Raw genomic sequence first — 25,559 nt, forward strand, 5'->3', positions numbered from 1 at the left:
CGCGCCGGTACGGCGTCCCCGCCTCAGTACGCGCCCTGCCCGTAGAGCACCGCGCGCAGCGTCTTCCACAAGATCACCGTGTCCAGGGCGAGCGACCAGTCCTCCACGTACCGCAGGTCCAGGCGCACCGCCTCCTCCCACGGCAGGTCGCTGCGCCCGCTGATCTGCCACAGGCCGGTGAGCCCGGGCTTGACCAGCAGCCGCCGCCGGATGTCCGGCCCGTACGCCGCGGACTCCTCCGGCAGCGGGGGCCGGGGACCGACCAGCGACATCGACCCGGTGAGTACGTTGAGCAACTGCGGGAGCTCGTCGATCGAGTAGCGCCGCAGCACCGCCCCCACCCGGGTCACCCGCGGATCCCGGCGCAGCTTGAACAGCAGTCCCGCGCCCTCGTTGTGATCCGCCAACGTGGCGCGTGCCCGGTGGGCGCCGTCGACCATCGTGCGGAACTTGAGGATGGTGAACTCGCGGCCGTCCTTGCCGACCCGGCGCTGCCGGTAGAACGCCCCACCCCTGCTGTCCACCCTCACCAGCAGGGCCACGAGCGCCATCAGCGGCGCGAACAGCAGCAGCAGGAGGGCCGCGCCCAGCCGGTCGACGATCTCCTTGACCACCCGGCGGCCGCCGGTGAAGGCCGGCATGCTGACCCGCAGCAGCGGGATGCCGAGCACCGCGTCGACGTGCAGTCGCGGGCCGGCCACCTCCATCAGCACCGGGGCGACGACCATCTCGGCCTCGCTGCCCTCGAGGTTCCAGGCGAGCCGCTGCAGCCGCTCGGGGGACCAGTGCGGATCGGGCGTGATGGCGACGACGCGGTAGCCGTCGCGGCGGACGTGGTTCGCGACGTCCGTCAGCCGGCCGACGACCGGCACCCCGCCCACGTGGTCGGTGTGCTCGGTGCCGGGGCCCAGGCCGTCCGTCGTGCACACCGCGTCCACCCGCCAGCCGAGATGCGGGAACTTGCGGGTCCGGGTGATCAGATCGCGCACGGTGGCCGGATCCCCGGCGGCGAGCACCGGTCTCAGACACCGGCCCGCCTTGCGCTGCCGGTGCAGCCGGAGGCGCAGCACATAGCGGGCGATCATGACGACGAGCGCGATCGCGGGGACCGCGACGAATATCCAGAGTTTGATGTTGCGCGAAGTGAGAGCGATACCGCCGAGTGCGAGGACGACCGTCGCCATGAACAGCGAGCGGCCGAGCCGCCGGAATTCCTCGGCCCCCTGGCCGAGTACGGCCGGCGCCCAGGCCCGACTCACCGCGAGAGCGCCCAGCACGAGTAACTCGGTGCCGAAGGCGAGAATCCCCCACTTCTCGTGCCAGTTGGCCGCGTCCCGGACTCCGAAGAACTCCCCGATCACCCCGACGACCAGGGCGGTCGCCAGAGTATCGGTGGTGATCACCGTGCGGCGGTACCGCTGTTCCCAGTCACTCTCGGACGGTCTGATCGTCCTGCCGGCCCCGTCCGGCCCGTCCGGCAGACGCCCGGACGTGGACGGAAAAGGGCTGACCAATTCCCCCTGTCGCACAGAAACCCCCCAGGTCAACAGTGGTGGGCGGACACGCCCACCACTGTGCTCACCACGAGGGGCCCCCGCCCCTCGCAGTCCCTCCCCTTCACGGGGGGCACCGCCCCCCGCCCCGCGCCGTTCCTCCCCTGGAAGGCCCCCGCCTCCCAAGCACGACATCCCCGGTGTTTCGGCGCTGCTTTGACTACCCACCCTCGCGGCAGCGAACTCGTCTTCCCTGACACTTTCTCGAAGTGCGCGACCACTCGTCGCATCTCGGGCCGAACGCAGGTGGAACACCCGTGCGACACGAGAAACTCCGGTAATTGATCATCCCCCTGATCTCTTCCCGAAGATCATTCCCCCCGCTTGTCGCCCGAGCGGCTGAAGCACGGTCAATCTAGACCATCGAGGCCGGTATGTAGAGGGGATGTGTGCAATTCGTGTACGGCTTTGAGCCAGCATTCAGCCGCCCTCCGGTTCCGGCTGAACGTGCGTCACTGCGGGCATTCACCGCGGAGCCGGGCGGGAGGCCTCTTCCGGCCGCCGGTGTCGCGCGCGGGTCCGCGCGCGGGCGGCGCCTGCCCGGCCGTCCGCCGCCCCCCACGCGGGCGTGCGCCCCCTCGCACTGGGCGCTCCGCCCCGCCGGAACCGCCGCACACTCCACCGCCACTGCCCTCGCACGCCCTTGACCTGCGGCGATGTGCCGCGCGCACCGGCCGATGCGCAACTTCTATTGGCCGCGGGGCGCGGCCCGGGGGCAGGGTGGACGGCGGTGGCCCGGTTCTCTCCGGTGCCGCGATCCCGACTGCCCCCGCACCGAACGGAGTTCAGCCATGCCCACATCCGCCTCCACCCCGGCCTCCACCCCCGCCCCCACGCCCGCCGCCCTGATCACCGGGGGGACCAGCGGCATCGGCCGGGCGACGGCCGAACTGCTGCACGCGCGTGGCTATCGGGTCATGGTCACGGGACAGAACCCCGAGACGCTCGACGCGGCCCGGCGTGAGCTTCCCGAGGATGTCGTCGTGCTGCGGGCGGACGCGCGGTCCCTGGCCGACGCCGACCGGGTCGCCGAGGAGGTCCGCGACCGCTTCGGCTCGCTCACCGCCCTCTTCCTCAACGCCGGCATCACCCGCCCGACGCCCCTGGAGAAGGCCGACGAGGAGACCTTCGACGAGGTGTTCGAGGTCAACGCCAAGGGCCAGTTCTTCACCCTGCAGAAGACGGCGCCGCTGCTCGCCGACGGGGCGTCCGTCGTCTTCACCGTGGGCATCGGCGTGACCAGCGGCATCCCGGGCGGCAGCGTGACCGCGGGCAGCAGGGGCGCCCTGCTGGCGATGGTCCCGTCGCTGGCCCTGGAGCTGGCACCCCGGCGGATCCGCGTCAACGCGGTGAGCCCGGGGGCCGTCGACACCCCGATCTGGACGAAGTCCGGACTGCCCGCCGAGCTCCTCGCGGAGGTCAAGGAGACGACCGCCACCCGGGTCCCGTTCGGCCGCTTCGGCACCGCCCGGGAGATCGCCGAGACGGTCGCCTTCCTCGTGTCCGACGGTGCCGCCTACGTCACCGGGCAGAACATCGTCGTCGGCGGAGGGAGCGGGCTGGGGGTGTGAACGCCCCCGTTCCTGAGCCGAGTTGTGGGGTCTGCCCGCTCAGGCCGCCGCAGGCGTCCCCGCCAGGCCCCGCTTGACGTGCCGGGTGACGTCGTCGGCGAGGATCTCGGTGAGGCCCCGCTCGATGCCGTCGAGGGCCTGGGTGGCCACCTCGGCCGGGTCGATCTTCTGGTCGGCGGGGATGGCGTCGGCCATGTCGGTGTCCATGTAGCCCACGTGCAGCGCCGAGACGCCGATGCCGCGGGGCGCGAGTTCCTCGCGGACGGCGTCGGTCAGCGCCCACGCCGCCGCCTTGGCCGCCGAGTAGGCGCCGACCTGGGCGGGGTGCAGCCAGGACAGTACCGACAGGACGTTGAGGACGGCGCCGCCCCCGTTGCCCTCGATGACGGGGGCGAAGGCCCGGGTCACGGCGAGCGGGCCGAAGAAGTTGATCCGCATCTCCTCGTGCACCGCGTCGAGGTCACCGCCCACCAGAGCCGCGCCGGTGAGGATGCCCGCGTTGTTCACCAGGAGGGTCGCGTCGGAGGCGAGGCGTGCCGCCTCCCGCACGGACTCCTGGTCGGTGAGGTCCAGGCGCAGCGGGACGGCCCCCGGCAGGTCCACGCTCTCGGGCCGGCGTGCTGTCGCGTAGACCTTGGCCCCGCGTTCCACGAGCTGGGCGGCCAGGTGCCTGCCCAGCCCCCGGTTGGCTCCGGTGACCACGGCGACCGCGTTGTCGAGGTTCATGTCCGCTCCCTGTGCTGTGGGCAATTAGATTGCATCCATAATCTAAAACAGGTCTAGGATAGATGGCAAGCGACATCCAAATGGGAGGTGGCCGATGGGTCGCGTATCACAGGCGCAGGCGCGGGAGAACCGGCGACGGGTCGTGGAGACCGCCTCCCGGCTCTTCCGCGAGCAGGGCGTCCACGTCAGCGTCGCCGACCTGATGAAGGCCGCCGGACTGACCCACGGCGGCTTCTACAAGCAGTTCGACTCGAAGGAGGCGCTGGTCGACGAGGCCACCGCGCACGCCTTCGAGGAGCTCGCCCGTACCTATGGGCTCGACCGCGGACGGGGCGCCCGGGAGCCGGGGGAGAGGGAGGCCGGGCGGCGGGCCCCGGCCGCTCAGCGGGAGCTGATCGAGGCGTACCTCTCCGTGCGGCACCGCGACAACGCGGCGGAGGGCTGCCCGGTCGCCGGACTCGCCACCGACATGGCCCGCACGGACGAGGGCCGCGGGGCCCACCGCGTCTACGCCGAGGGCGTGCGCGACTTCGCCGACGTGCTCGCGACCGAGGAGGAGGACGGTCTCGTCCGGTTGTGCACGATGCTCGGGGCGCTGGTCCTGGCCCGCGCCACGAGGGACGACCCGCTCTCCGAGGACGTCCTCGCCGCCGCGCGCACCGCGCTGACGGACGGCGGCTGACGGCAGGCCCGTACGAGACCCGCCGCGAGGCCACACGCACGTCCCGCCCGCGTTCGGTCGTGTCCGGCCGTGTCCGGCCGTTCACGACGCGGGGCGGCGCGGCCGGGGATCACCGTGCACCCCGCCCCGGGCGGGGCCCGACGCGTCCCCGCCCGGACCGGGGCCCCGTGCCAGAATGGGGCGTCCTCCGCCGCCGATCACCGCCCCGAGGTCCCGCCGTGCCGAAGCCCGCCGCCCGCGAACCGCAGCGGCGCAACGCACGCTCCAACCGGGCGCGCATCCTGGCCACCGCCCGTCAGGAACTGGGCCGCGACCCGGACGTCACGCTGGAGGAACTGGCCCGCGCCGCCGGCGTCGTGCGCCGCACCCTCTTCGGGCACTTCCCCGGACGGGCGGCACTGCTCGAAGCCCTGGCCGAGGAGGCGTCCGAGACGCTGCGGGCCACGATGGAGGACGGCGCCCGCCGCCCCGAAGCACCGGCCGAGCACGCCCTGGCCCACTTCACCCTGTCGATGTGGGCCGTCGGCGACCGCTACCGCCTGCTGCTCTCCCTGGCCCGGCACGACCTGGGCGCCGAACGCGTCGCCGAGGTCCTCGCCCCCGCCCGCGAGGAGGTCACCGCCATCCTGGACCGAGGACAGCGTGAGGGCGTCTTCCACGCCCACCTTCCGCCCGACGTGCTCAGCGCCGGCCTGGAGGCGATGACCGTCGCCCTCCTCGAACAGGTCAATACCGGCGCCCTGACCGACGACGGCACTCGCACGACCGTCGCCCTCCTCATCGCCGCCGGGGTGCCGGGAGAGCGGGCCCACTCCGTGGTGACGGAGGCGGCGAAGGGAGTGCGGGCGGACGACGGCGGCTGAGCCGCGCGCTCACCACCTTCCGTACGAGGGGCCGTACGACGGGCCGCCGGTACCGGTCCGCCCGGTGAGCTCGCGCGGCTGCGTGCCGCGTTTGCCCAGGACGTACAGGCAGGCGACGAGCGGCGCGACGACCCAGAGGGTGCCGTGCCAGAAGTCCAGTGCGTAGGCCACGGCGAGCAGGGTGTGCGTCAGGCCGTCCGCCCACAGGTGCCACAGCAGGGCGGCGGTGGCGAGGGTGGCCGCCGCGGCGCACACCAGCCGCAGCACATCGCCCCGGCCGCGCACGGCCCAGCGCAGCCCGGCGGCACACGTGAGCAGCACCAGCACCGGCAGCAGCCAGGGCAGATGCGCGGGCACCCGGGTGCCGGCCCCGAAGAACGCGCCGTCGTCGGCCCACTCCGGCCGCTTGTCACCGATGTCGGCGGAGAGATCCCGCAACGACGTGATCATGTCGGCGGTGTTGCCCGGCGCACCGGTTCGGGCCTCGTCCCACAGCTGGTCGCGTGAGCGCCAGAGCGGATCGTCGTTCGACGCGGGCGACTTGCCCCGGTGCGAGGCGGCCGGGTTCGACGTGGCCGGGTGTGACGTGCCGGGGCGTGATGCCGCCGGACGCGACGGGGCCGCGACGGCGGCCACGCGCAGGCCCGAGTGGGACGGCACGGGACCGGCGGAGGCGCTGGCCGGTGGCGGGGTGTAGGGGACCCAGCCGAAGGCGGAGCAGCCGATGACGTCGAGCAGCCCGAGCGTGAACGCGACCAGCCAGAGCCACCGGAGCGACAACAGCCTGCGGTGAGCGAGTCCCAGTGACGCGCGCCGCCGCTCGCGTGCGCCCTCCCGGTCTGCCGGGGAGCGCGTGAACCGGGCGCGCGCGCCCCGCGCTCCCTGCTGCAGGACCGTGCCGATCCGCCGCCCCGTGTCGATGCGCCGGGCCCGCCGCACTCCTCGCCGGAACACCACGATCTGCCGGTCGAACGCGAGCGCTGCCGCCAGGAGTCCGGCCGCCGTCGCGTCCGGAGGCCCCGACCCTTCCCGGCCGAGCGCACCGGCGGCCGAGTCGTGCAGCCGCCCCCACCAGCGCGGGGTGCCCACGCCGGGGCGGGCACGCGAGAGCCGCTCCCGGCACTCCCCGAGGAAGGCGGCGTCGCCGAGGAGGAGCCGGATCACCCCAGGCAGCACGGTGTCCCGGTCGTACCAGGCGGGACCAGTCGGGACGAGGTGCTGCGCGGCCTCCGCCCGCAGGGGGTCGGTCTCCTCGGCACGCTCGCGTCCCAGAGCCCTGGCGGTGCGCTCGGTCTCCTGGCGGGTCGTCTCCAGCGCCCGGCTCACCTTCTCGTCCAGACCGCGCAGGACCGGGCAGCCGACCTCGCCGCCGTGCCGGGCGCAGGTCTGCCGCGCAGCGTCGCGCAGCACCCCGCTGTCCAGTACCGCGGACAAGGTGGCGGTGTCGTGTCGCACGGCCAGTGCCACCAGGCCGTCCTCGTCGATGACGTCGCCCCGGAAGCGGGGCGGGATGCCGCGCAGGAACTCCGCCGCGAGACCGGCCAGTGCCCGCTCCGCGGCGTAGGGCCTGCTCGGCGACCGCCGGAACCGGTCGAGCGGGCTCCGGTCCGCCGAGGGGACCCGGGTCTCGAGCCACTCCGCCAGCCGGCCGGAGTTCTCCGGGGCGCCGAGCCACGCGGAGCCCGCCGGGCCGGCGTCGAGGAGCGCCGACACCAACTCGGCGGGGTCGTCGAAGGCGCGATCGGCGTACCGGAACGGTTCCGCGGAGGCCGCCGAGGGCGCCTGCTCCGCGCACCAGGCCCGCACATCGGCGGCGTCGAGGCGGCCACCGGCCAACCGGTCGAGCAGGTCGTCCCAGTGCGGGTCCCCGGTGTCCGCGGCGGGACGGTGCAGCAGGGCGTCGGGCAGGTCGTCGAGGTCCGTGCCGGGCGGGATCCCCGGTCGCCCGGTGAGGAGTTCGCCGATGACGGCCGCCACGCTCACCCAGGCGCTTCGGGTGCTCCACCGGCCCTGTTCCACCAGATGGGCCGGCGCCAGATAGCGCGTGAGCGGCGGACGCGGCCCCCGGGCGCACTCCTCACCCGGTCGAGCCACGGCGTCGAGATCGGGGAGGACCGGCTCGACGCCGCCGAGCTCCCGCAGGTACAGGGTGTCGGGAGAGAGGTTGACCGGGACGGCTTCGGCCTCCCGCTCCCACGTCTCCAGCAGTTCGGCGAGGCCGGACAGCAGGGCCCGTACGGTCGGCTCGGGCAGGCCGCCGAGTCTGCCGGGCGGTCCCTCCGGGGCGGCCAGGGCGTCGTCCAGCGCCTTGCGCAGAGTGCCGCCGCCGGGGAGCCGCCAGGTCTCCCAGGTGACGGTGCGGCTCCCGTCGGGAAGGGCCTCCACACCGCTGTCCAGCCGGTCCATGACGCCGCGGCCGGCGCACCTCTCCAGTAGCCGGTCCTTGGTGAGGCCGGGCCGGAAGCCGTGGGCGTGCACCTTCAACAGCACCATGCCGTGCGGGCTCCCGACGGGTGCGGCGAGCCACAGCCGGCCACCGACCGCCGCCTCGGGCGGCAGCATGTCCAGCAGGCGGTACCGGCGCTTCACACCGGACGGGAGTTCGACGCGACCGTCGTCGGGGCGGGACGCGGTGCCCGGGGCGGACGCCGGCACAGTGAGGGGACGGCCCAGCAGGTCGGCGATCGGGTCGCCCTCGCCGGGACCACCGCCTTCATCGGCGGCGGCACCACCGGTACCGGCGGTGCCCTCGGCTCCGGGATCCGGGTGCCCGCTGTCCGGCTCCCCGGGACCGTCGTCCCGCACCGTGTCGCAGTCGTGTTCGTCGCAGTACGCGGTGGCGCAGGGGTGCTCGCGCGCGCCGCCCCGGCAGTAGTACCTCACCGGTCGCTCTCCTTGTCCCCGGAGGTCTCCCCGGATCCGGACGGGATGGTGGGCGGGTGCGCGTACGGCCCCGCCGACGGGGCGTCCGGGCGCGCCGGGCGCCAGGACACCTGCCCCTGGCGGAATCCCGCCGTACGCAGCGAGCGCTCGAGCGCCGCGAGTTCGCCCGCCCGGGGCACGCCGATGAGCCAGGCGTCATGGTCCGAGGCGACCAGTTGCATGGGGGCGCGCCCAGGACGGTGATCCAGCCAGGGCCCGTACCGCTCCCGCCCCAGTACGGTGAGCGGGGTGAGGGTCTGATTGGCCGAGCCGCGCCAGATCAGCGTGGTCGGCTCGTCGGCCCGATACGGTTCACCGATCACCGCGTCCGCCAGCCCGCCGGTCACCTCGGGAGCCCGCCGCTCCAATTCCGCCAGTGGGTGCCCCGAGTAGACGAGGAGGTCGGCCGGGCGGCCCGCGGCCTCCTGCCGGGCGACCCGGAGCAGTGCCGTCAACGCTTCCGGCTGGTCGCCCGGTTCGCCGCCGGACACGGTCAGACCCTCCGCACCCCGTTCCAGCGCCCGGCGCCACACCTCCCGGAACGCCTCCGGTGTCAGCCGTGGGCCCGCCCCGGCCGCCCAGGTGTCGTGCGCCAGACAGCCGGCGCAGCCGATCGAGCATCCCTGCACCCACACCCCCAGCCGTCGGCCCGGCCCCAGCGCGGTCACCGGGAAGTGCACCCGGTTGACGACGAGAGCCGTACCGGCCGGCTCCGGGCCGGTGGTGTCCGTACTCGTCAGCTCCATACCGGTCTCCACGCGTCGTTCTCCGGGATGAGCGTGGTGAGAGTGATGCGGCCGCCCTGTCCCCGGGGCCGCTCGAACAACTCCCGGCTCAGCGGATTGACGACCGCGCTCTCCACCAGGTTGAGGATGCCGCGCGCCCCCAGACCGAGGTGGGCCGTCGCGGCGTCACGCAGGTCGTCACGGGCGCCCGGGTCGATGATCAGCTCCGTCTCGTGCACGGCGGCGACACGCGCCACCACCGAGTCCAGCGAACGGTCCAGGACCCTGCCCGCCGACTTCTCGTCGATGAACCCGAGGGTGACGTAGTTGTCGCCGAGCCGGTTGCGCAGTTCGGGCCGGCCGATCTTCCGGTCGAAGAAGTCCTCGTACGCGGCCCGGAAATGGTCGAAGTAGCCCGCCCGGTCGTCGGTGAACTGCCGCAACAGGTCCGCGGCGCGGTGGGTCACCGCCTCCGGTTCGGAGCCCTCCCGCTCGTCGTCCGGCTGGGTGCCGAGGTTGGAGGTGAAGACGATGAAGCACTCCGAGAAGTACACCGTGCCGCCGCGGCTGTCGGTGAGCCTGCCGTCGTCGAGGATCTGCAGGAACAGATCGAGGATGCGCTCGTGGGCCTTCTCGATCTCGTCGAAGAGCAGCACGCTGGCGGGCTGCGCGCGCACCGCGTTGGTGAGTTCGCCGCCGGAGTCGTAGCCGACATAACCGGGCGGGGCGCCGATCAGGCGCTGCCGGCTCTCGTCGACGCGGAACTCCGACATGTCGAACCGCACCGGCTGCGCCTCCTCGCCGAGCAACAGCGTGGTGACCGCCCGGGCGAGTTCGGTCTTGCCGACGCCGGTGGGGCCGGCCAGGAACAGCACCCCTCGCGGGCGGTTGCGGGCGGCGGAGGACTGCGCGCCGGTGAGCCCGACGGCCGCCCGTGTGAGCACGTCGACCGTCTTGCGAACGGCGGTCTCCTGGCCGAGCACTCGCTCGGACAAGTAGCTCTCGGCGTGAGTGAGCTGGCGGCGCACGGTGTCCCCGGCCCAGGGATCGTCGGTGATGCCGACCCGTACCAACCGGGCCGCGTCGGAGAAGACGGTCGGTCCCGGCGGCAGTGTGGCGGCGGTCAGGACGGTCGTGCGGACCTGGCGGGCCGTCATGCCGTCGGTGGCACCGGCGACCGCCTCCAGCTCCTCCGCCGTCGCCGCGTCGTCGAAGACCCGCCCGATGAAACGGGCCGCCAGCTCGGCACGGCGGTCGATGTTCGGACGCAGCAGCCGGATGATCCGGACCGAGTCGCTGGCGACCGGGAACGCGGAGGGGAGCTGGTCCTGCTGCGCACACACCCAGAACAGGGTGAGTCCGAAGGCCTGGTGGCCCGGCCGGCCCGGGGCCGGGATGGCGGGCGCCGCGTGACCGAGCGCCTCGACGGTGGTGAGCAGGGTGCGGTCGGCCCGCAGGACGGTGTCGCCCGGCAGGGCGTGCGCCGCGTAAGGGATCATCATGGCGACGGGGACGGTGAGACCGTCGCGGCCGCTGAACAGGCCGTGCAGGTCCAGCAGCAGGCCGCGCAGCTGCGCGGAGTCGAACTCGGCGTCCGGCCGGGTGTGCTGCCTGACGAGATCGCGCAGTCGCCTGTCGGCCGCGGCGAGAGCGGGGTCGTGCGGCTCCTGCGGAGCGTGGACGTGGTCGACTCCGCGCAGCGGGTCCAAGGACAGCAGAGCGGCGTACCCCTGCTCTCGGCACACCTCCCACAGCACGTCCTGTAGGGCCAGCAGACGCGGCCGCCCGCCGCCCGCCGCGGGAGGCAGTTGGTGCAGGTCACGGACGTTGCCGGTGAGCAGCAGGTGTGGGGCGAGGGAGAGGGAGAGGCGCACCTCGCGCATCCACGCCTCGGGCAGTGCGGCGGGCTCGGCGGGGGAGAGGGGGATGGTCATCGGCGGCCTCCTTCGGGCCCGGTGGGACGGGAGGCGGCCTGCCGGGGAGCGGCCGCGCGGGCGCGGCTGATGGCCGCGGCCCGCTCCTGTTCGGCCCTCGCCGTCTCCCCGGCGGTGCTCCTCCCACCGTCGGCGGCCGCATCGCCCGCGGTCGCGGCGGCTGCGGGGAAGGCGCCCGCCGGGGCCTGTTCCCGCCACCTGGTGGCGAAGCCCCGCGCGGCGAGCCGCTCCGTCAGCTCGTCCATGTCCCCGCACATGCGTTCCTGCGCCGCCCGGTCCGTCGCCGGGTCTCCGCCGGGCAGACGGACGACCTCCGCGGTCAGCGCGTCCGCGCCGTCCACGTCGAACCGGACGGCGTGGTGCGGGAAGGCGTCGGGCAACGGCAGGAGGACGGCGACGTCACCCCGCGCCGCCGCGGCACCGCCTACCGCCGCCGTACCGTCGGGGGCGTCCGTGAGGGACCAGACCTCGCCCATGGCCTCGTGCACCGCGGCGACCAGCTCCGCGCGGCTCTCCGCGGCGGTGAGCCGGCCGAGCACCTCCTGCGCCAGTCGCAGCGCCGCGGTCAGCGCGGCGGGGTCCTCTCCGCAGCCGTCGGTCCGGGCGCGCAGGGTGTCCGCGTAGGTGTCGGCGGCGGGGTGCCGGGCGGCGGCCACCCGCTCGGTCACCAGCGCGATCCGTTCGCGCAGCAGCGTGGCCTCCTCGCGGGCACGTTCGGCCCGGGCGGTCTCCCGGGCGGCGGCCGACAACCGGGCGAAGGACTCCTGCGCGCCGGGTTCACCGGCCAGGACCCCGCGCGCCGCGGCGTGCACCTCCTCCGCCCGCCCGGGAAGCGCCCGGGCGAGCTCGGCGGCCTGCTCCAGGGTCGCGGCGGCCGCGCGCTCCGCGGCCTCGGCCCGGTTCCGGTCGGCCACCGCGTCGTCCAGGGCTCGCTGCCGCTCGTTCTCCCGCGCCCGCCATGCGGCGAGTTGATCGGTCGCGGTGGTCGTCGCACCCGGACGGGGCACCGCGGTGCCCCGGGCGGGGCGGGCGGCCGCGCGCTCACGTGCGTAGGTCCGCGCCGACTCCTCCAGTTGCGTCTCGACCGCCGCCAACCGCTCCCGTACCGAGTCGAGTTGCTCGGCGAGCGCGGTCGAGCCCTCCTCGATGCCGGGCGTGACGACCTCCGGTACGCCGACGCGCGTGCCGGTGACGGCGCGGGCCACGGCACAGCGGCGCGCGAGGCGGCGTGCGTGCGCACGCGCCTCGAGGAACTCCTGCCGCAGTGCGAGACACCGGTCGCGCTCCGCCGCCGCGAGCTGCTCCCAGTCGATGATCACCGACGAACTCATCGGCCCCCCCCGAGTGTTCTCCCGCGCACGGTGTGCCGCGCGGGGCGCACACGTTATCGGACGGAACGTCAAGATCGTTGCGGAGTAGCTCCTTTGGGGTGCGATGACGCGATTCGTGGGCCATGATGAGTGGCCATGTACGACTCCGACGACGACCCCCCGGCCGACGGCCCCGCAACCGATCTCGAGGGCGCCCACGCCGACCTCGCCTCGGCCTTCCCGCCCGCCGCCGGCCCCACCCTGGAACACGGGTACGCGTGGCGCTGCCGGGGCACGGACACCGAGAGGTGCCCGGAGGCGCACAGTGGCACCAGCGACTGGACCGACAGCGGCATCGAGATCTGTCCCCGGCACCGATCCCCGCTCGAGTACCGCCTGCCCTGAACGACCCGACCGCCCCGAACGGACCGGAAGGAAGACGGTTGGAGCTGCTGAGCGCCTTCGCGGCGGGCCGCACCAAGAAGTGGCTGACCCGGATCAGCGGAGGCGCTCTGGTCTTCTGGGCGGTCGCCGGACTGGCGGTGCGGGTCTGGCTGCCCCCGGCACGCGGCTGCGGCCCCGCGTCCGCGGGCTCCGGCAGCGGGGCGTGGTGCGAGGGCGGCCGTTTCGACGTCGTCACCCTGTGCGTCTACGGTGTGCTGGGGCTCGCGGCCGCGGTGGGTTCCACGCTCGTGGTCACGGCCGCGTCCCAGTCCGCGGTCCGCTTCCTGGCCGGCACGTCCTGGCCGGTGCACGGCCTCCGGGGCCGCTGGACGGCCCGCCGCGTGCGGCACCACCTGCGCGTCTTCGGACGACTTCTGGCGGCCGATCCGGTTGACGCGGTCGGCACGGCGTCGGCGGGTCCGGCGGCCGAGCCGGTCGGTCCGGTTGGCACGGCGTCGGACGGTCGGGCGGCGGGTCCGGTGGCTGTGCCGAATGAGGGTCCGGTTGGTACCGCGTCCGTCGGTCCGGCGGCCGAGCCGGTCGGTCCCGACGGCACGGCGTCGGACGGTCCGGTGGCGGGTCCGGCCCCCGCGCCGACTACTCCCCGCTTGCCCACCGCCTCCCAGGTGCTCGGTACCTGGGAGGTGACGCGGGCGCGTGAGCACAAGCGGCGGTACCCGCGTGCCACCCGGATCGCGCCGACCCGGATCGGCAACAGCCTCGTCGCGATGACCGACCGGGTGACGGCACGACACGGCTGGGACCTCGCGTACTGCTGGGAACTGATCGATCTGGCGTTGCCCGACCGCGCGGCGGGCCGGCTGCGCGCGGACTCCGACCGGCTGACTGCCCGTGCGCAGAACCTGTTGTGGGCCATACTGACCTGCCTCGCCGCGCTGACCGGGGGCGCCGTGACCGTCGTACGGGACGACGGCGGTTCCCTCGTGCGCGGTGCCTTCCTCGCGGCGGCCGTCGGAGCCGCCCTGGGCGTTCTGCTGCTGTTCCGAGGTCTGTGCGCCGCCGTCGACGTGTACTGCGACAGTGTCGAGGCCGTCCTGGTGACCGCCCGCGCCGACATCTACCGGGCGGCGGGCTGGCCCGCGCCCCGCACTCCCGCCGAGGAACGCGCGTACGGCGCTGCCCTCAGCGGCTACCTCAGCCGCCGCGGTGTGCAGGCTCCGCACACGGTGTTCGTCCCGCCCGCCGAACCCGATGCGCCGGCTGTCTTCACGCTTCTGCCCCGGCCCGCCACCGCCACCGATCCCACGACCTCGAGCGCCCCGTCGGCGAACGGAGGAGCGTCATGACCGAGCCCCGGGACAGCGAGCCCCCGGGCCGGGGGCCGTACGACGGCGCGATGGCCGACGAGGACGAGGCCCTGCAGGTCGCGGAGATCCTCGCCCACACCGGGGCCGTCGGTCCCGACGGCCCCGGCACGGCCCCCATGCTGAGCGATCTCGCCGTGCTGGTCGCGGCCGAGGTGGATCGCCACGACACCGCGCGTCCCCTCCCCGGGCCGCTGCACCGGCTGCGCACCGACACGGTCGGGCTGCTGCGGCGGGCACCGGCGCCGTACGACCTCCGCGACCGGGTGAACCGGAAGGCCGCGCTCGCCCTGCTGCTGCTCCACTCCGGCGGGCCCGGCCCGCACCGTGTGCGCGGTGCCGCCGGGGCGACGGCCCGGCTCGCCGAGTGCCTGGAGGCCCTGCACCTGCTGGAGAGCGCCCACGAGGAGGCCCGCGAGGCGTCGGCGGCAGAACCGGACTACCGGGACGAGCGAGCGCTGCGGCCCGGGGAGCTTCTCGACTGGGCCCTCTGGGCGCACACGGAGATCGACGGTGTGCTCACCTACGCCCTGGAGTTCCGTCCGGAGCGTCCGTCCGCCGTTCCCACGCCGCTTTCCGCGCCGCTGCGCAAACTGGCCGGCAAGCTCCGGCTGCGGCGCCAGTACCTCTTCCCCGACACCGGGGAGGCGACCGCGGCCGACGACGGCGGCCTCGGTGGGCCGGCCCCGGACGTCGTCCACGTGGTCACCGAACTGGAGCGGCTGATGGACGACGACACGCGGATGGCCTCCGGGGAGGCGGAACACGTGCTCAACCGCTCCCGACGGGTGCGGGAGGGAGGCCGGCTTCCCTCGGCACTGGCGCGTGAACTGCGCCTGCTGGAGGCACGGATCGAGATCAAGTGGATCCTGGAACACCGTCTCGCCGACGCGTCCGCGCGGCGCGCCTACCTCGCGGTCCTGAAGTATCTCGACGGCGTCCGCGGGCACGAGGACGACCTCGCGGCGCGCGCCTCCGTGCTGTTCGCGGAGGCGACCACGCACGCCGTCAACGCCGGCATGCTCGGCCGCTCCCACGTGGGGGACGCCGTGGAGGCCTGCGACAGCGCCCTCGCCGTGCTGTCCGAGGACGCTCCCGACCGCCCGGTCGCGCTGATGGTCCGGGGACTCGCCCGCGCCATGCGCGCGCAGGGCACCCTCGCCGACGACGACATCGCCGGCGCGATCGAGGACCTCCGCCAGGCGTTGGCCCTGGCGCCGCCGGACCACTCGGGCGTGCCCAACGCCGTGGTGACGCTGAGCCAACTGCTCCTGCAACGGGGCAACACCACCGGATCCGTCGCCGACACCCGTACGTCGCTCGCCCTGCTCAACCGGTACGCGTCGGACACCCTGCCGAGCGGCCCCGGGGTCGTCGTGCTCCGGCTGCTGCAGGCGCTGACCCACGTCGTGTTCCACCACCGTGCGGGCAGTGAGGAGGTGGACTGCGGCACACCGGTCAGCCCCGGCGTGAACCACGTCGACGCGGCACTCAGGCAGATCAGGCACACCATGCGCCGCCCCGAACGGAGCGCGCTGCCTCCGGTGCTGTCCGCCGTCGCCGCACAACTGGCCGCCCACGCACTGGCGCTCGCCTCCCAACTGCCCGGCCGGGACTCCGCGGCCCTGGCCCGGGAGGCCCTGCCGTGGGCGGAGGAGGCGTACGTCGCCGGCCGGGCCGACCCCGCCGACCGGCAGCACCGGCTGCTGCTGCGCGACTGGCTGCTCGTCGTCGGCGGCGGTGACGAGGCGGCCGAGGCGCGACGCCGCCTGCTGTCCCTCGCGGGTGCCCCGGCCGGGCCGGGCGGGACCAACGACCCCGAGGCCGGTTTCGCACACTTCCTGCAGGGCCTGCTCGGACTCGCCGCGGCCGTCGCCGACGACAGCACGGTCGCCGAACTGCGTACGGCCGCCGAGGCGGCGGCCGGCAGTCCGCTGCGCGAGGTACGCACACAGGCGGCGCTCCAACTCGCCGCGGGTCTGCGCCGACGCGCCCTGATCCACTCCCTGTCGGCCCGAGCGGAGGAGTCGGAGCGCCTGCTCTCCGCCGCCACCGTGCCCGCCGCGCTGGCGCCCCTGCTCGAACTGTCGCGCGCACGCATCGACCGGGCCGGCGCCCTGCGGATCGCCCGGCCCGACCCCGGCGGCCCGGACCCGGCGGCGGACTTCGCCGAGTCCCGCCGACTCGGCAGGGACTGCCTGCGCGCACACGCCACCGCCGCCATGGGGCAGGAGGGCACCGCCGACGCCCTGATCATCGCGCGCGACGCCGGCGCACTCGCGCAGCGTGTGGCCCGGTGGGCGGCGTACGACAGGGCGTGGGACGACGTCGTAGGGGCGCTGGAGACCGGCCGTGCCGTCGTCGAACGGACCAGGCTGCGTCCCGACACGGCCGTCCGGCTGCGCGCCATGGGTGAGCACGCGCTCGCCGACGCCTGGGAACGGCGGTCCCCGGCCGCCGCGCCCGGGAGGCCCTACCGCCCGCACGACCCTGGCCGCGATCTGGCCGTACCGGACCAGCTCGCCCAGCGGGTCGCCCGGGTACTGGACGCGGAGGACACCGCCCGTACGGCCGGCGTGCCCACCGTGCGCACCGTCGCGGAGGCGCTCCGGGCGGCCGACGCCCACGCCCTCGTCTACCTGCTTCCCTCGCCCGCCCCGGACACCCCGGACGTGCTGGAGCGCGGTGCCGTCCTCATCACCCCGGCGGGCGCCGCACACTGGGTACCGCTGCCCGTGGCTCCCGGCGACGACGAGACGCTCGCTCGTTATGTCGCCGCGCTGCGCGAGCGCACGACCGCCCGCGAGGGGCGACGCGAGGCCGCCGTCGAGGACTGGAGGGAGACCCTCGCCGATCTGACCGTACGCATGGGCAGCGCGTTCCGTCCTCTGCTGCGGGCGCTGGAGAGGCACTGCGGGCGGCGTGTGGACGGGCGCCCCCGCGTCGTCCTCGTCCCGGTCGGCGAGCTGACGTTCGTTCCCTGGGCGGGGGTCCTGCTGGACGGCGGTACTCCGGCCGCCGACCGCCTGGTCATCACCACGGTGTGCGGAGCACGGCAGTTCATCGGCGCGGCGGCGCTGCCCCCGGTCCGGCCCGACGGGCGCACGCTCCTCGTCAACGCGCTGACGGGGGAGCAGGCCCCCTGGGCCGCCACCGGCGTCCTGCGGGAGGCGCTCTATCCCCGGGCAGTCGGCCCGGACGGGCCCGCGGCCACCGCACGCGGATTGCTGAAGACCCTGTCCGAGGACGCCCACCGCTTCACCGTCGTGGATATCGCCGCCCACCTCTCGGCGGACGTGACGGAGTCCTGGCGGGCGACGCTGCGACTGGCGGACGCCGGTCTGCGCATCGACCGGATCAGCGCGCTGGACCTGGCCGGTACACCTGACGGCGGTACCGGCCCACGCGGGGTGTGCGTGGCCCTGGCCTGCTGCTCCGGCAACGTCAGCTTCAGCCACCCCGACGAGGGCTTCACCCTCGCCTCCGCGTTCCTCGCCGCGCGGGCCGGTGCGGTCATCGCCTCCCTGTGGCCGGTCACCAACGCCGCCGTCGGGTTCCTGATGACGGTCTTCCACCACCACCTGTGCGCCGGACACGAACCGGCCGAGGCGCTGCGCCGTGCCCAGCGGTGGATGCGCGACCCCGCCCGCCGGGCACCCGCGAGCCTTCCCGGCCCGGTGGCCCGTGCCTTCGAGGAACGGATGGCCTCCTTCGAGAAATCCCTGGGGGAGAGCGGGGACAGCATGACCTCGCCCGCGCACTGGGCGGGCGTCGTCCACATGGGCCGCTGACCGTGACACGGGGCCGGGGGTGACGGTGTCACCGTCACCCCCGGCCCTGTCCCCCTCCCCGTGGTTCTCCCCCGATCCCCCGATCCCCCGTGAGCCGGATCCCCCTCCCCCCCGGGCCGGTCAGATCCCCGTGACCCCGAACTCGTCGCCGCCCACGCTGCCGACCGACGTCAGTGACGAGTCGCGCATCTTCCACATGCCGACCAGGGGCGGTGTGGGGCGGACCGCGTAGTCGGGGGCGACGAAGTACATGGTCCCGTCGGGCCACAGAGCGAGGTACGACGCCGTGCGGGACCGTGCGGTCGGGGGAACGCCGTGGGGGACGATCGCGAGCACCGTTTCGGGAACGGGGTCGGGGCCCGTCCACCGCACGGTGAGGAACTCCGGCTCCGAGCCCAGCTGCTGGGTCATCGCCGCGCGGAAGTTCACCAGGGACTCCTCCACACCGGCCCGCGAGGCGAACTTGCGGCCGATGTACGAGGGTGCCGGCTGTTGCTGCCGGCGGCGATTGCCGAAGAGCGGCATGGTGTCCTCCTGGAGGGACGGGGTCAGGCCGTCACCCGGCAGGCCGGGTCGGCGTCGGTGAACGCGTCGGTGACCTTCGTGACGAGCTTGCGCGCGTGCATGCCGCCGCCCATGCCGTGCGGGGAGTAGAGCTCGACCGTGCGGGTGGTCCCCCTGTCCCACACGTACATGTGCACCGCTGTGCCGTTCCCCTGGGCGCCCGCCGCGAACTTCGGCACGAAGACGCCCACCGTGAAGTCCGGCGGATCGTCGTCCAGACTCGCGAACGGCGAGTCGTTGGCCGGGGTGAAGAATCCGCTGTTGTCCTTGCCCGTCAGCTTGGCGCCCATGCCGCCGAGTACGGAGCCGATGCCGCGTGCCTGCGCCGCACCGGTCCGGAACACGTCGGCACACTCCTTCACCGTGAGCGTCGTGCTCAACCGAGACTGCTTGCTTCCCATGCCCGCACCCCTGAGATCTGTGGGCCGTCCGAGGACTTCGCCCGATGGAGGAATCGAGCGTAAGGGCGATCAGGAGTGCCTCACCGGTGTTGCCTGTTGCCACGTCAGACCGGTGGGGCGCACCCCGCGCAGTGGAGGGCGGCGGTGACCCGGGCATGGAGTTCGCGCATATGGGGACGGGCGTACCGGCGGCGCAACGAGACGGCGAGTGAACGCAGTTCGGTGCGCACAGTGTGCGAGCACAGGCCGGCCGAGTCCCTCAGCAGGGTGTCGACCACCGGAACGAGTGCGTCCAGCCGACCGCATGTGGCGAGGCTCTGGGCGAGCCGGGCGGTGAAGAGTGAACGGAGCCGTTGCGAACGGGCGGGCACCAGGAGCAGTCCCGAGCCGAGCCGCTCCGCCGCCTCCTCCGGTCGCCCGAGGTCGTGCAGGCACCAGCCGCCGACCAGGGCGGGCAGCCGGGGAGTGACCTCGGAGCCGACGGAGAGGGCGGGCGGCCGGGGGCGGGGCGCCGTGCCGAGCAGTTCGGCAGCACGGTCCAGCGCGCCGTCGCAGGCGTCCGCGTGGCCCGCGAGGGCGAGGCCCTGCGCCTCGCGGAGGGCGGCCAGGCCACGCACCCGGGGGCTGCCCGGCGCACGCCGCCCGGCCTCGGTGGCGTACTCCACGACACCGCGGGCGTCGCGCCGGTAGAGCGCCAGGCAGGCACGGCGTATCAGGGTGTGGTCGGCGAGATCCGTCGCGCCCGCCTCGGCGGCCAGGACCTCGGTCCTTGCGATCCACCGCTCGGCCGCCGGCTCGTCATCCGCCTCCTGGGCCATCCACCCGGCGAAGTCGGCGTAGTGAGCGAGGAGTTCGACGTACTGTCGGCGCACCGCCGAGGTGTGAGCGGCGCGTCCCAGCGTGTCCAGCAGGATGACCGAGGTGCCGACCTGCCCGAGGACCGCCGAAGGTGACATCCGCTGCGCGAGGCGGCGCAACTCGGCGAGGTGGAGGGCGTAATGGGATATCAGCCGGGCATCCTCCGTGTCGTCGTCGGCCGGAAGCGTGACGGGACACGCGGTGGTGGACGGGAACTGCGCCACGGGCGGGACGGCCGGTGGCCTGCGCCCGACCGGCGCCGGCAGGCCGTGTGCCGGCACGAGTCCGGTCAGCGCGCCGTCGGCGCCGAGCGCCACGTCGCACAGGCGGGCGAGCTCCGGATTGGGCCTTCGCTCGCCCGACTCCACCCGGCTGAGGTAGGGCGACGAGTAGTGGACGCGTGCGGAGAGCTCGGACAGGGACAGCCCGGCCCTGACCCGATGCAGTCGCAGCGCATGCCCGAAGGGGACGGTCGGCATGGTCGTACTCCTGCCTGAGCGGTGAGCCCGGACGATATCGACGAAAGTGGCTCCTTGTCCGCCGAAGTGCTTACGAAAGCCCTACTCCGGTCCGTCTCCGAGCAACCCCTCGACTTCGTCGACCAGCCGGGCCAGGTCCGCCGGCGCGTAGCGGTGGTGCAGTCGCAGGTACTGGTTGCTGCCCAACCTGGCCAGCGGAGGGGGCAGTTCGTGCTCCTGCGGTAGGTTGGCGTGCAGCAGTACCGGCACCACCCGGGTGCCGCTGTGGAAGGCCGCGAGGAGTTCCCGGCGCACCCAGTCGCCCGGGTTCCGCAGCCGTGGCTCGCCGTCCCGGCCGGTCGCGCCCAGCCAACGGGGGCCGATCACTGCCAGGAGGACCGAGGACTCCCGTACGGCCCCGAGGATGGCGTCCGCGAAGTTCTCTCCGGGAGGGATCGAGCGAGGAGCGCGGAAGACCGCATCGGGCCCGAGCCGAGCGCACAGCGCGGTGTCGATCAGGGCTGCGCCGAAGGGCTCGTCACCGGTCCGGTAGCTGATGAAGACACGTGTGGCGGACCGGCCGTACGGCCGCCGCCCGCCCACCGAAGCGGGGGTCGAAGTACTCATGCCGAAATCGAACCGCCCGCCCCGGGGTGAAAAAAACGGCTCCGAGGTGAAAACGCCCGCGACCCCTTCGTCCGGCACGCCTCACCCGGGCGCCGTCCCGCTCGGCGAGGCCGGCACCACACGATCCGAGGGAAGCCGGGGGAGCGCGGGTCCCGGCGGTGCGAGCGGGGCGGCCGATTCCACCGACCCCCTCGGCCCCGGCGGTCACTGGCCGCTGCTGCGGGCGGGCTTGCGGCTCGCGCACGCCGTCGTCGCGCACGGGGTGCGCGACGAGCGGGAGGAGGAGTACGAGTCCCTGTGCGCGCTCGCCGAGGCGCCCGCGTTCGCCGCGTTCGGGCCACAGGAGGGGTGCACCCCGCTGGAGCGGGGCCGCTGGCTGGCCGAGCGCGTCGTCCGCGGGGTGCAGCAGGCTCGCGACACGGCGCCCCCGGTCGTGCCCGGCGGCCTGTCCGGTGCCGCGGGCCAGGCGCTCGTGTTGTGGTGCCTTCACGTCGCAGTCGGTGTCCCGCTCGGCGAGCTCGGCGCCGCGCAGCACGGCGACATCGAACCTCCGCTGGCCGGCCGGGACCTGGTGCAGAAGATCGAGGGGCGGATGTGGCTCAGCGCGCGTCCGACCGCCCGTGCCGAGGCCGGCATCCGTACCCTCCACCACGAGGTGCAGGCCGCCCTGCGCGACCGTTTCCCCACCCGTGAGGACGAGGCCGACGCCGAACTCGCCCGCGCCCACTTCGTCCACGAATGGCGCCGGCTCGCACACCTCGGCCAGGAATCCGAGCGCCATCTGCTCATCCTGCTCGGCGTCCTCGCCCCCGCCCCGCTGCGTGTGACGTTCCTCGCCGAGGCGTGGGGCCCGCTGCCCGGGCCGCTGCGCGACCTGGGCACCGACACCTACCTGATGGCCCTCGCCCTGCGCCGGCTCCTCGACCGGGGAGTGCTGCTCGTGACCTCACGGGGGGACACCCGGCTGGTCGCGCTGCCTCCGCTGATGCAGCCCCTTCCGTCGCGGTGTCTGGACGCCCCGGAGCGCCGTCGCTGGAACGGACTGGCCCTGCGGTTCCTCGGAGTCGCCCTGCGAGGGGACACTCACGATCCCGACTCCTGGCCCGAGTGGCGCGACGCCCGCCCCCACGTCCTGCATCTCGTGTCCCTCGCCGAGGAGTACGGCGAGGGCCTCCAGGAGGCCGCCGATCTGATGGACCGGCTCTCCGTCTTCCACCGGATGCGCGACGACGACCACGACGCCGCCCTGGCCGCCGCCGACCGCGCCGTACGCCTGTTCGAACGTGCGGGCGTCCCCGCCCCCGTCGCGTACGCGACGTACCTCGTCAATCAGGCGATGGCGGTGCGCGCCGTCGACGGTCCCGCCGCCGCACTGGAGCCCATGGAACGCGCGCTCGCGGTCGAGGAGGGCCGCGTCGACGGCGACCACGCCCAGACCCTCAACCTGTACGCGTCGCTCCTGGCCGGGGCCGGACACGTCCGGAAGGCGGCCGCCGCCTTCGACGACGCCCTCGCGACCGCCCGCCGCGCCCACCGGGACACCGGCAGCGACGAGGACGCCGGAGCCGTGGTCATGGTCCTCAACGACTACTCGGTCCACCTCCTGCACCACAGCCCCGAACAGGGCACCACCGCACAAGACGTGGCGCGGGACGTCCTGGCACTGCTCGACGAGGCCGAGTCCCTGGGACCGCCCGGAGGCTACGGCACCGAACAGATCATGCTGAACCGTGCCGAGGCCCTGCGGCGCCTCGGCCGTCACGAGGAGGCGCGGGCGGAACTCGAGCGGCTCGTCGCCGCGTGCGAGGAGTGGGACGAGCCCACGCTGCTGCTGTTCGCGGCGCTGGTCGGCCTCGCCGAGGTCCTCGACGACCTCGACGACCCCCGACACGCGCAGGTGCTGCGCAGGGCCCACGAGGTCGACGACCTGCTCGACACCTGACCCCCGCGCCCCCCCCGCGCCCCCTCAGTCGTCGTCGCCCCCGCCCTCGTCCTCGTCGTCCCCCTCGAAGAAGTCGCCGATCTCGTCGACGACCTCCGCCGCGACCATTCCGCCCGCGACACCGGCCGCCACGCCCACCGCGCCCGCGGCCACCGCCGTGCCGATCCCCGGGCCACCGCCGTGCTTGTCGTGGTGGCCGTGGTGCTCATGGTGGCCGTACGGGTCGCCGTAGGGCGCGTCGTGGCCGTACGCCGCGTGGGAGCCGTACGACTCACGGTGCTCGACGAGTTGCCGGACCCAGCCGTCCACCTCCGCGTTCCAGTCGCGCACCGCGACGTCCTGGTGGGCGGCCGTGAAGCGGGTCAGCGCATCGTGCCCAGGGGAGAGGAAGCCACCGCGCTTGTCGGCCTCCAGGACCACCTCCACCCCGGCGGGGGAGGCCAGGAACGTCAGCTCGATCTCGTTCACCGCGTGGGCGTACGCAGGCGGCGGGGTCAGCTCGATCTCCTGGTAGAACGGCAGCCGCTGACCGGTGCCCCCGATGTGGCCGTACTCCAGGTCCGCCGACCGGAATCCGAAGCCGAGCTGCCCGAAGGCCTCCAGGATCGCCTCCTGCACCGGAAGCGGTGCCACGACGAGCGGGTCCAGGTCGCCCTTGTCCCGGGCGGAGGCCACCGCCAGTTCCGTCCGTACCCCCAGCACGATGCCCAGCGGCTGCCCGTACAGCTCGGTCACCGGCGTCTCCCACGGCAGCGTCACGCGGAAGGGCACGCTGCGCCGTTCGCCCTCGCCGAGCCGGAAGCCGCCGCCGACCACGAAGCGCTCGAACACGACCGTGCCCTCGCTCTCGCCCTCGGCGTGTTCGGCCTCCACACGGGCGATCAGCTCCAGGGCGATGTGCTCGATCTCGACGGACGAGCCGCCGCCCTCCAGGTGGACCTGCCCGGACAGCGTGCCCCCGGGCAGTACGACGCCGCCGTCGCCGCCGTCCAGGACCGTGTCCACCGAGGGACCGCCCACGCCCATCGCTCCGAGCAGCCGTTTGAACACCATGCCGGTGTCGCTCCTTTTCACTCACATCGAGACCGTCAAGATCACAACTGCCGTGCCAGGTGGAAGAGTTCCCAAACGCCCTCGTACGAGTGACGCACGCCGTCCGTGTGCGGCGCGCGTGTGGCGTACGGTCCGCCCGCTCGCGCTGCACCCGCGAGAGGCGTGGGTTAATTTGTCCTGGTTCGCCATGTGTCCATGGAGGTTCCGGTGCGTCAGGACGCGTACGGCACGCTCGTCGGCGTCCGCCGGCCGGTACCCCGCCCGGCCGGCCCGCGGCCGCTCCGGCGGGACCGCGGCAGGGCCCCGCTCGCCGCAGTGGCCGCCCTGTTCACCCTCGCCCAACTCGCCCTGGTCCGGCCGGACCTCGGGCTCGGATGGGACGAGACGGTGTACGTCAGCCAACTCGGCACGCACGCCCCGGCCGCCTTCTTCAGCGCGCCCAGGGCCCGCGGGGTGACCCTGCTGGTCGCGCCGGTCGCCTCCTGGTCCTCGTCCACCGTGCTGCTGCGGGCGTATCTCGCGGTGCTCTCCGGGCTCGGCCTGTACCTCGCGTTCCGGTCCTGGCGCGGACTGCTCCCGGCCCGCGTCCTCACCCTCGCGGGCGCCCTCTTCGCCACCCTGTGGGTCACGCTCTTCTACGGGCCGCAGGCCATGCCCAACCTGTGGGTCGCCTACGGCGCCCTCGCCGCGGCCGCCTGCTTCCTGCGTGCCCGCGCCGACTCCCGCGACCGTGCCGCACTGTGGGGACTGGGCGCGAGTGCGGCCCTCATGGCGTGGATGCGGCCGACGGACGCGGTGTGGGCGACGGTGCCGCTGTTCCTCCTCGTGCTCGCACCGGCGCGGGGCCGGCGGCGGGTGCCGTCGGTGCTCGTGCCGGCCGGCGTCCTGGCCGGCGGGCTGGCGGCCGGGGCCGTCGAGTGGATCGTCGAGGCGTACACCTCCTACGGCGGACTCGGCCGGCGCCTCGCCGAGGCCTCCCGCATCCAGGGCGGCCTGGGCTGGAACCTCGCCTTCGACGACCAGCTCCGCGGCCTCGCCGGACGCGCCCTGTGCCGGCCGTGCGCCGGGCCGCTGCCCCCGGTGGCCGAGACGTGGTGGTGGTACACCCTGCCGCCGCTCGCCGTCCTCGGCGCCCTCGTCGCGGTCCGCGCCCGGCGCCCGGTGCCGGCCGTCCCGACCGCCCTGGCCTGTGCCACCACCGTCGCGATCCCCTACCTCCTCCTCATCGGCTACGCCGCCCCGCGCTTCCTCCTCCCCGCCTACGCGCTGCTCTCGCTGCCGGTCGCCGTGGCCCTGCTGCGCCTGACGTCCGCCGGGTCCGGCCGGTGGCGCACGGCGGCCCGGGTGCTGGTCGCGGCGGGGCTCCTCGGCCATCTGGTGGCGCAGTACTCGGTGCTCGACGGGGTGGTGGAGCGGTCGGCGGCCGGACGGCGGGGCTGGGCCCGCACGGCCGCCGCGCTGCACGGACTCGGTGTGCGGCCGCCGTGTCTGCTGACGGGGCGCGAGGCGATCCCCGTCGCCTACTACACGGGATGTGCCTCGGCGCAGGTCAGCGGGCACAACGAGAACAGCACGCCCGGGCGGATCCTCGAGGCGGCCACGCGCGTACCGGTCGCGGCGCTCACGGCCCCGGGAGCCGATCCGCCGGGGTTCGCCCGGGGATGGACGGTCCACCGGTACGGGGGCGTGTGGGTGTGGGTGGCGCGGGGCGCCCGGTAGCGAGGGGGGAGGCAGAGCTGGGGCGCCACCTGCTTCTCGGGGGCGCGGGGAACCGCGCGACAAGCCACGACGCGCCCGCACACGCACCCGC

Annotated in this window: 19 protein-coding genes; 8 read left to right on the forward strand and 11 right to left on the reverse strand. The window is 74.3% G+C overall.

All coding sequences use genetic code 11. The features are described 5' to 3' along the window. Nucleotides 1-23: 23 nt before the first annotated feature. Nucleotides 24-1,529 carry a sugar transferase gene (locus tag OHB09_RS25460; protein ID WP_319116101.1) on the reverse strand — a complete coding sequence of 502 codons (1,506 nt, stop codon included), beginning with the start codon at nucleotides 1,527-1,529 and terminating at the stop codon, nucleotides 24-26. A gap of 815 nt (nucleotides 1,530-2,344) precedes the next feature. Here OHB09_RS25460 and OHB09_RS25465 point away from each other — a divergent pair. Then, nucleotides 2,345-3,124, forward strand: coding sequence for an SDR family oxidoreductase (locus OHB09_RS25465; RefSeq protein WP_006142713.1), 780 nt, complete (start codon nucleotides 2,345-2,347; stop codon nucleotides 3,122-3,124). Between the two features lie 39 nt (nucleotides 3,125-3,163). Here the strand turns inward: OHB09_RS25465 and OHB09_RS25470 are convergent, their stop codons facing one another. Beyond that, a complete protein-coding gene (locus OHB09_RS25470) occupies nucleotides 3,164-3,850 on the reverse strand; it encodes an SDR family oxidoreductase (RefSeq protein WP_328922581.1) in 687 nt (228 codons plus the stop codon). A gap of 94 nt (nucleotides 3,851-3,944) precedes the next feature. On the opposite strand from OHB09_RS25470, the gene OHB09_RS25475 reads away from it, so the two are divergent. Together OHB09_RS25475 and OHB09_RS25480 are read left to right on the forward strand one after the other, a co-directional pair. Continuing rightward, the gene (locus OHB09_RS25475; protein WP_328922582.1) at nucleotides 3,945-4,532 is read left to right on the forward strand and encodes a TetR family transcriptional regulator; all 588 of its coding nucleotides are present in this window, start codon (nucleotides 3,945-3,947) and stop codon (nucleotides 4,530-4,532) included. Nucleotides 4,533-4,750: 218 nt separating this feature from the next. After that, on the forward strand, nucleotides 4,751-5,395 hold the full coding sequence (locus OHB09_RS25480) for a TetR/AcrR family transcriptional regulator (RefSeq protein ID WP_191852032.1): 645 nt from the start codon (nucleotides 4,751-4,753) through the stop codon (nucleotides 5,393-5,395). A gap of 9 nt (nucleotides 5,396-5,404) precedes the next feature. Here the strand turns inward: OHB09_RS25480 and OHB09_RS25485 are convergent, their stop codons facing one another. The 4 genes from OHB09_RS25485 to OHB09_RS25500 are packed head-to-tail and all read right to left on the reverse strand — an operon-like array spanning nucleotide 5,405 to nucleotide 12,307. After that, entirely contained in the window at nucleotides 5,405-8,278 is a 2,874-nt protein-coding gene (locus OHB09_RS25485; RefSeq protein ID WP_328922583.1) for a hypothetical protein, read from the reverse strand. Continuing rightward, nucleotides 8,275-9,063 (reverse strand): 4Fe-4S cluster-binding domain-containing protein, encoded by a 789-nt coding sequence (locus OHB09_RS25490; RefSeq protein WP_328922584.1) that lies wholly within the window; start codon nucleotides 9,061-9,063, stop codon nucleotides 8,275-8,277. The genes OHB09_RS25485 and OHB09_RS25490 overlap by 4 nt, the downstream gene beginning before the upstream one ends. Next, a complete protein-coding gene (locus OHB09_RS25495) occupies nucleotides 9,054-10,976 on the reverse strand; it encodes an AAA family ATPase (protein WP_328922585.1) in 1,923 nt (640 codons plus the stop codon). The genes OHB09_RS25490 and OHB09_RS25495 overlap by 10 nt, the downstream gene beginning before the upstream one ends. Continuing rightward, a complete protein-coding gene (locus tag OHB09_RS25500; protein WP_328922586.1) occupies nucleotides 10,973-12,307 on the reverse strand; it encodes a hypothetical protein in 1,335 nt (444 codons plus the stop codon). Before OHB09_RS25500 ends, OHB09_RS25495 begins: the two co-directional genes overlap by 4 nt. Nucleotides 12,308-12,442: 135 nt before the next feature. Between OHB09_RS25500 and OHB09_RS25505 the strand changes: the two genes are divergently transcribed. The 3 genes from OHB09_RS25505 to OHB09_RS25515 are packed head-to-tail and all read left to right on the forward strand — an operon-like array spanning nucleotide 12,443 to nucleotide 17,846. Beyond that, nucleotides 12,443-12,691, forward strand: a complete 249-nt coding sequence (locus tag OHB09_RS25505; protein WP_167795677.1) for a hypothetical protein — start codon at nucleotides 12,443-12,445, stop codon at nucleotides 12,689-12,691. A gap of 38 nt (nucleotides 12,692-12,729) precedes the next feature. Then, complete coding sequence (locus OHB09_RS25510) at nucleotides 12,730-14,037, forward strand: hypothetical protein (protein WP_328922587.1); 1,308 nt, start codon at nucleotides 12,730-12,732, stop codon at nucleotides 14,035-14,037. Then, nucleotides 14,034-17,846: a CHAT domain-containing protein gene (locus OHB09_RS25515; RefSeq protein WP_328922588.1), complete on the forward strand. Its 3,813-nt coding sequence runs from the start codon at nucleotides 14,034-14,036 to the stop codon at nucleotides 17,844-17,846. The genes OHB09_RS25510 and OHB09_RS25515 overlap by 4 nt, the downstream gene beginning before the upstream one ends. A gap of 120 nt (nucleotides 17,847-17,966) precedes the next feature. On the opposite strand, the gene OHB09_RS25520 is transcribed toward OHB09_RS25515, so the two are convergent. From OHB09_RS25520 to OHB09_RS25535, 4 genes are all read right to left on the reverse strand, one after another. Then, entirely contained in the window at nucleotides 17,967-18,371 is a 405-nt protein-coding gene (locus OHB09_RS25520) for a hypothetical protein (protein WP_191852025.1), read from the reverse strand. 23 nt (nucleotides 18,372-18,394) lie between these two features. After that, a complete protein-coding gene (locus OHB09_RS25525; protein ID WP_319116057.1) occupies nucleotides 18,395-18,754 on the reverse strand; it encodes a hypothetical protein in 360 nt (119 codons plus the stop codon). A gap of 161 nt (nucleotides 18,755-18,915) precedes the next feature. Further along, nucleotides 18,916-20,148, reverse strand: a complete 1,233-nt coding sequence (locus OHB09_RS25530) for a helix-turn-helix transcriptional regulator (protein WP_319116055.1) — start codon at nucleotides 20,146-20,148, stop codon at nucleotides 18,916-18,918. 81 nt (nucleotides 20,149-20,229) lie between these two features. Further along, nucleotides 20,230-20,754 (reverse strand): toll/interleukin-1 receptor domain-containing protein, encoded by a 525-nt coding sequence (locus OHB09_RS25535; RefSeq protein WP_167794489.1) that lies wholly within the window; start codon nucleotides 20,752-20,754, stop codon nucleotides 20,230-20,232. A gap of 46 nt (nucleotides 20,755-20,800) precedes the next feature. Here OHB09_RS25535 and OHB09_RS25540 point away from each other — a divergent pair, with 46 nt between their 5' ends. Further along, nucleotides 20,801-22,696 (forward strand): tetratricopeptide repeat protein, encoded by a 1,896-nt coding sequence (locus OHB09_RS25540; RefSeq protein WP_328922589.1) that lies wholly within the window; start codon nucleotides 20,801-20,803, stop codon nucleotides 22,694-22,696. A gap of 24 nt (nucleotides 22,697-22,720) precedes the next feature. Here the strand turns inward: OHB09_RS25540 and OHB09_RS25545 are convergent, their stop codons facing one another. Beyond that, nucleotides 22,721-23,749: a sporulation protein gene (locus tag OHB09_RS25545; RefSeq protein ID WP_006142717.1), complete on the reverse strand. Its 1,029-nt coding sequence runs from the start codon at nucleotides 23,747-23,749 to the stop codon at nucleotides 22,721-22,723. 207 nt (nucleotides 23,750-23,956) lie between these two features. On the opposite strand from OHB09_RS25545, the gene OHB09_RS25550 reads away from it, so the two are divergent. Beyond that, complete coding sequence (locus OHB09_RS25550; RefSeq protein ID WP_328922590.1) at nucleotides 23,957-25,468, forward strand: hypothetical protein; 1,512 nt, start codon at nucleotides 23,957-23,959, stop codon at nucleotides 25,466-25,468. Nucleotides 25,469-25,559: the final 91 nt, after the last annotated feature.

Source organism: Streptomyces griseoaurantiacus, from assembly GCF_036189845.1.
GTDB lineage: Bacteria > Actinomycetota > Actinomycetes > Streptomycetales > Streptomycetaceae > Streptomyces > Streptomyces griseoaurantiacus.

Excerpts from the sequence above, each read along its gene's own strand:
- OHB09_RS25465 (WP_006142713.1), top strand. The coding sequence starts at position 2,345 with ATGCCCACATCCGCCTCCACCCCGGCCTCCACCCCCGCCCCCACGCCC.
- OHB09_RS25470 (WP_328922581.1), bottom strand. The coding sequence starts at position 3,850 with ATGAACCTCGACAACGCGGTCGCCGTGGTCACCGGAGCCAACCGGGGG.
- OHB09_RS25475 (WP_328922582.1), top strand. The coding sequence starts at position 3,945 with ATGGGTCGCGTATCACAGGCGCAGGCGCGGGAGAACCGGCGACGGGTC.
- OHB09_RS25490 (WP_328922584.1), bottom strand. The coding sequence starts at position 9,063 with ATGGAGCTGACGAGTACGGACACCACCGGCCCGGAGCCGGCCGGTACG.
- OHB09_RS25495 (WP_328922585.1), bottom strand. The coding sequence starts at position 10,976 with ATGACCATCCCCCTCTCCCCCGCCGAGCCCGCCGCACTGCCCGAGGCG.
- OHB09_RS25500 (WP_328922586.1), bottom strand. The coding sequence starts at position 12,307 with ATGAGTTCGTCGGTGATCATCGACTGGGAGCAGCTCGCGGCGGCGGAG.
- OHB09_RS25505 (WP_167795677.1), top strand. The coding sequence starts at position 12,443 with ATGTACGACTCCGACGACGACCCCCCGGCCGACGGCCCCGCAACCGAT.
- OHB09_RS25515 (WP_328922588.1), top strand. The coding sequence starts at position 14,034 with ATGACCGAGCCCCGGGACAGCGAGCCCCCGGGCCGGGGGCCGTACGAC.
- OHB09_RS25520 (WP_191852025.1), bottom strand. The coding sequence starts at position 18,371 with ATGCCGCTCTTCGGCAATCGCCGCCGGCAGCAACAGCCGGCACCCTCG.
- OHB09_RS25530 (WP_319116055.1), bottom strand. The coding sequence starts at position 20,148 with ATGCCGACCGTCCCCTTCGGGCATGCGCTGCGACTGCATCGGGTCAGG.
- OHB09_RS25535 (WP_167794489.1), bottom strand. The coding sequence starts at position 20,754 with ATGAGTACTTCGACCCCCGCTTCGGTGGGCGGGCGGCGGCCGTACGGC.
- OHB09_RS25545 (WP_006142717.1), bottom strand. The coding sequence starts at position 23,749 with ATGGTGTTCAAACGGCTGCTCGGAGCGATGGGCGTGGGCGGTCCCTCG.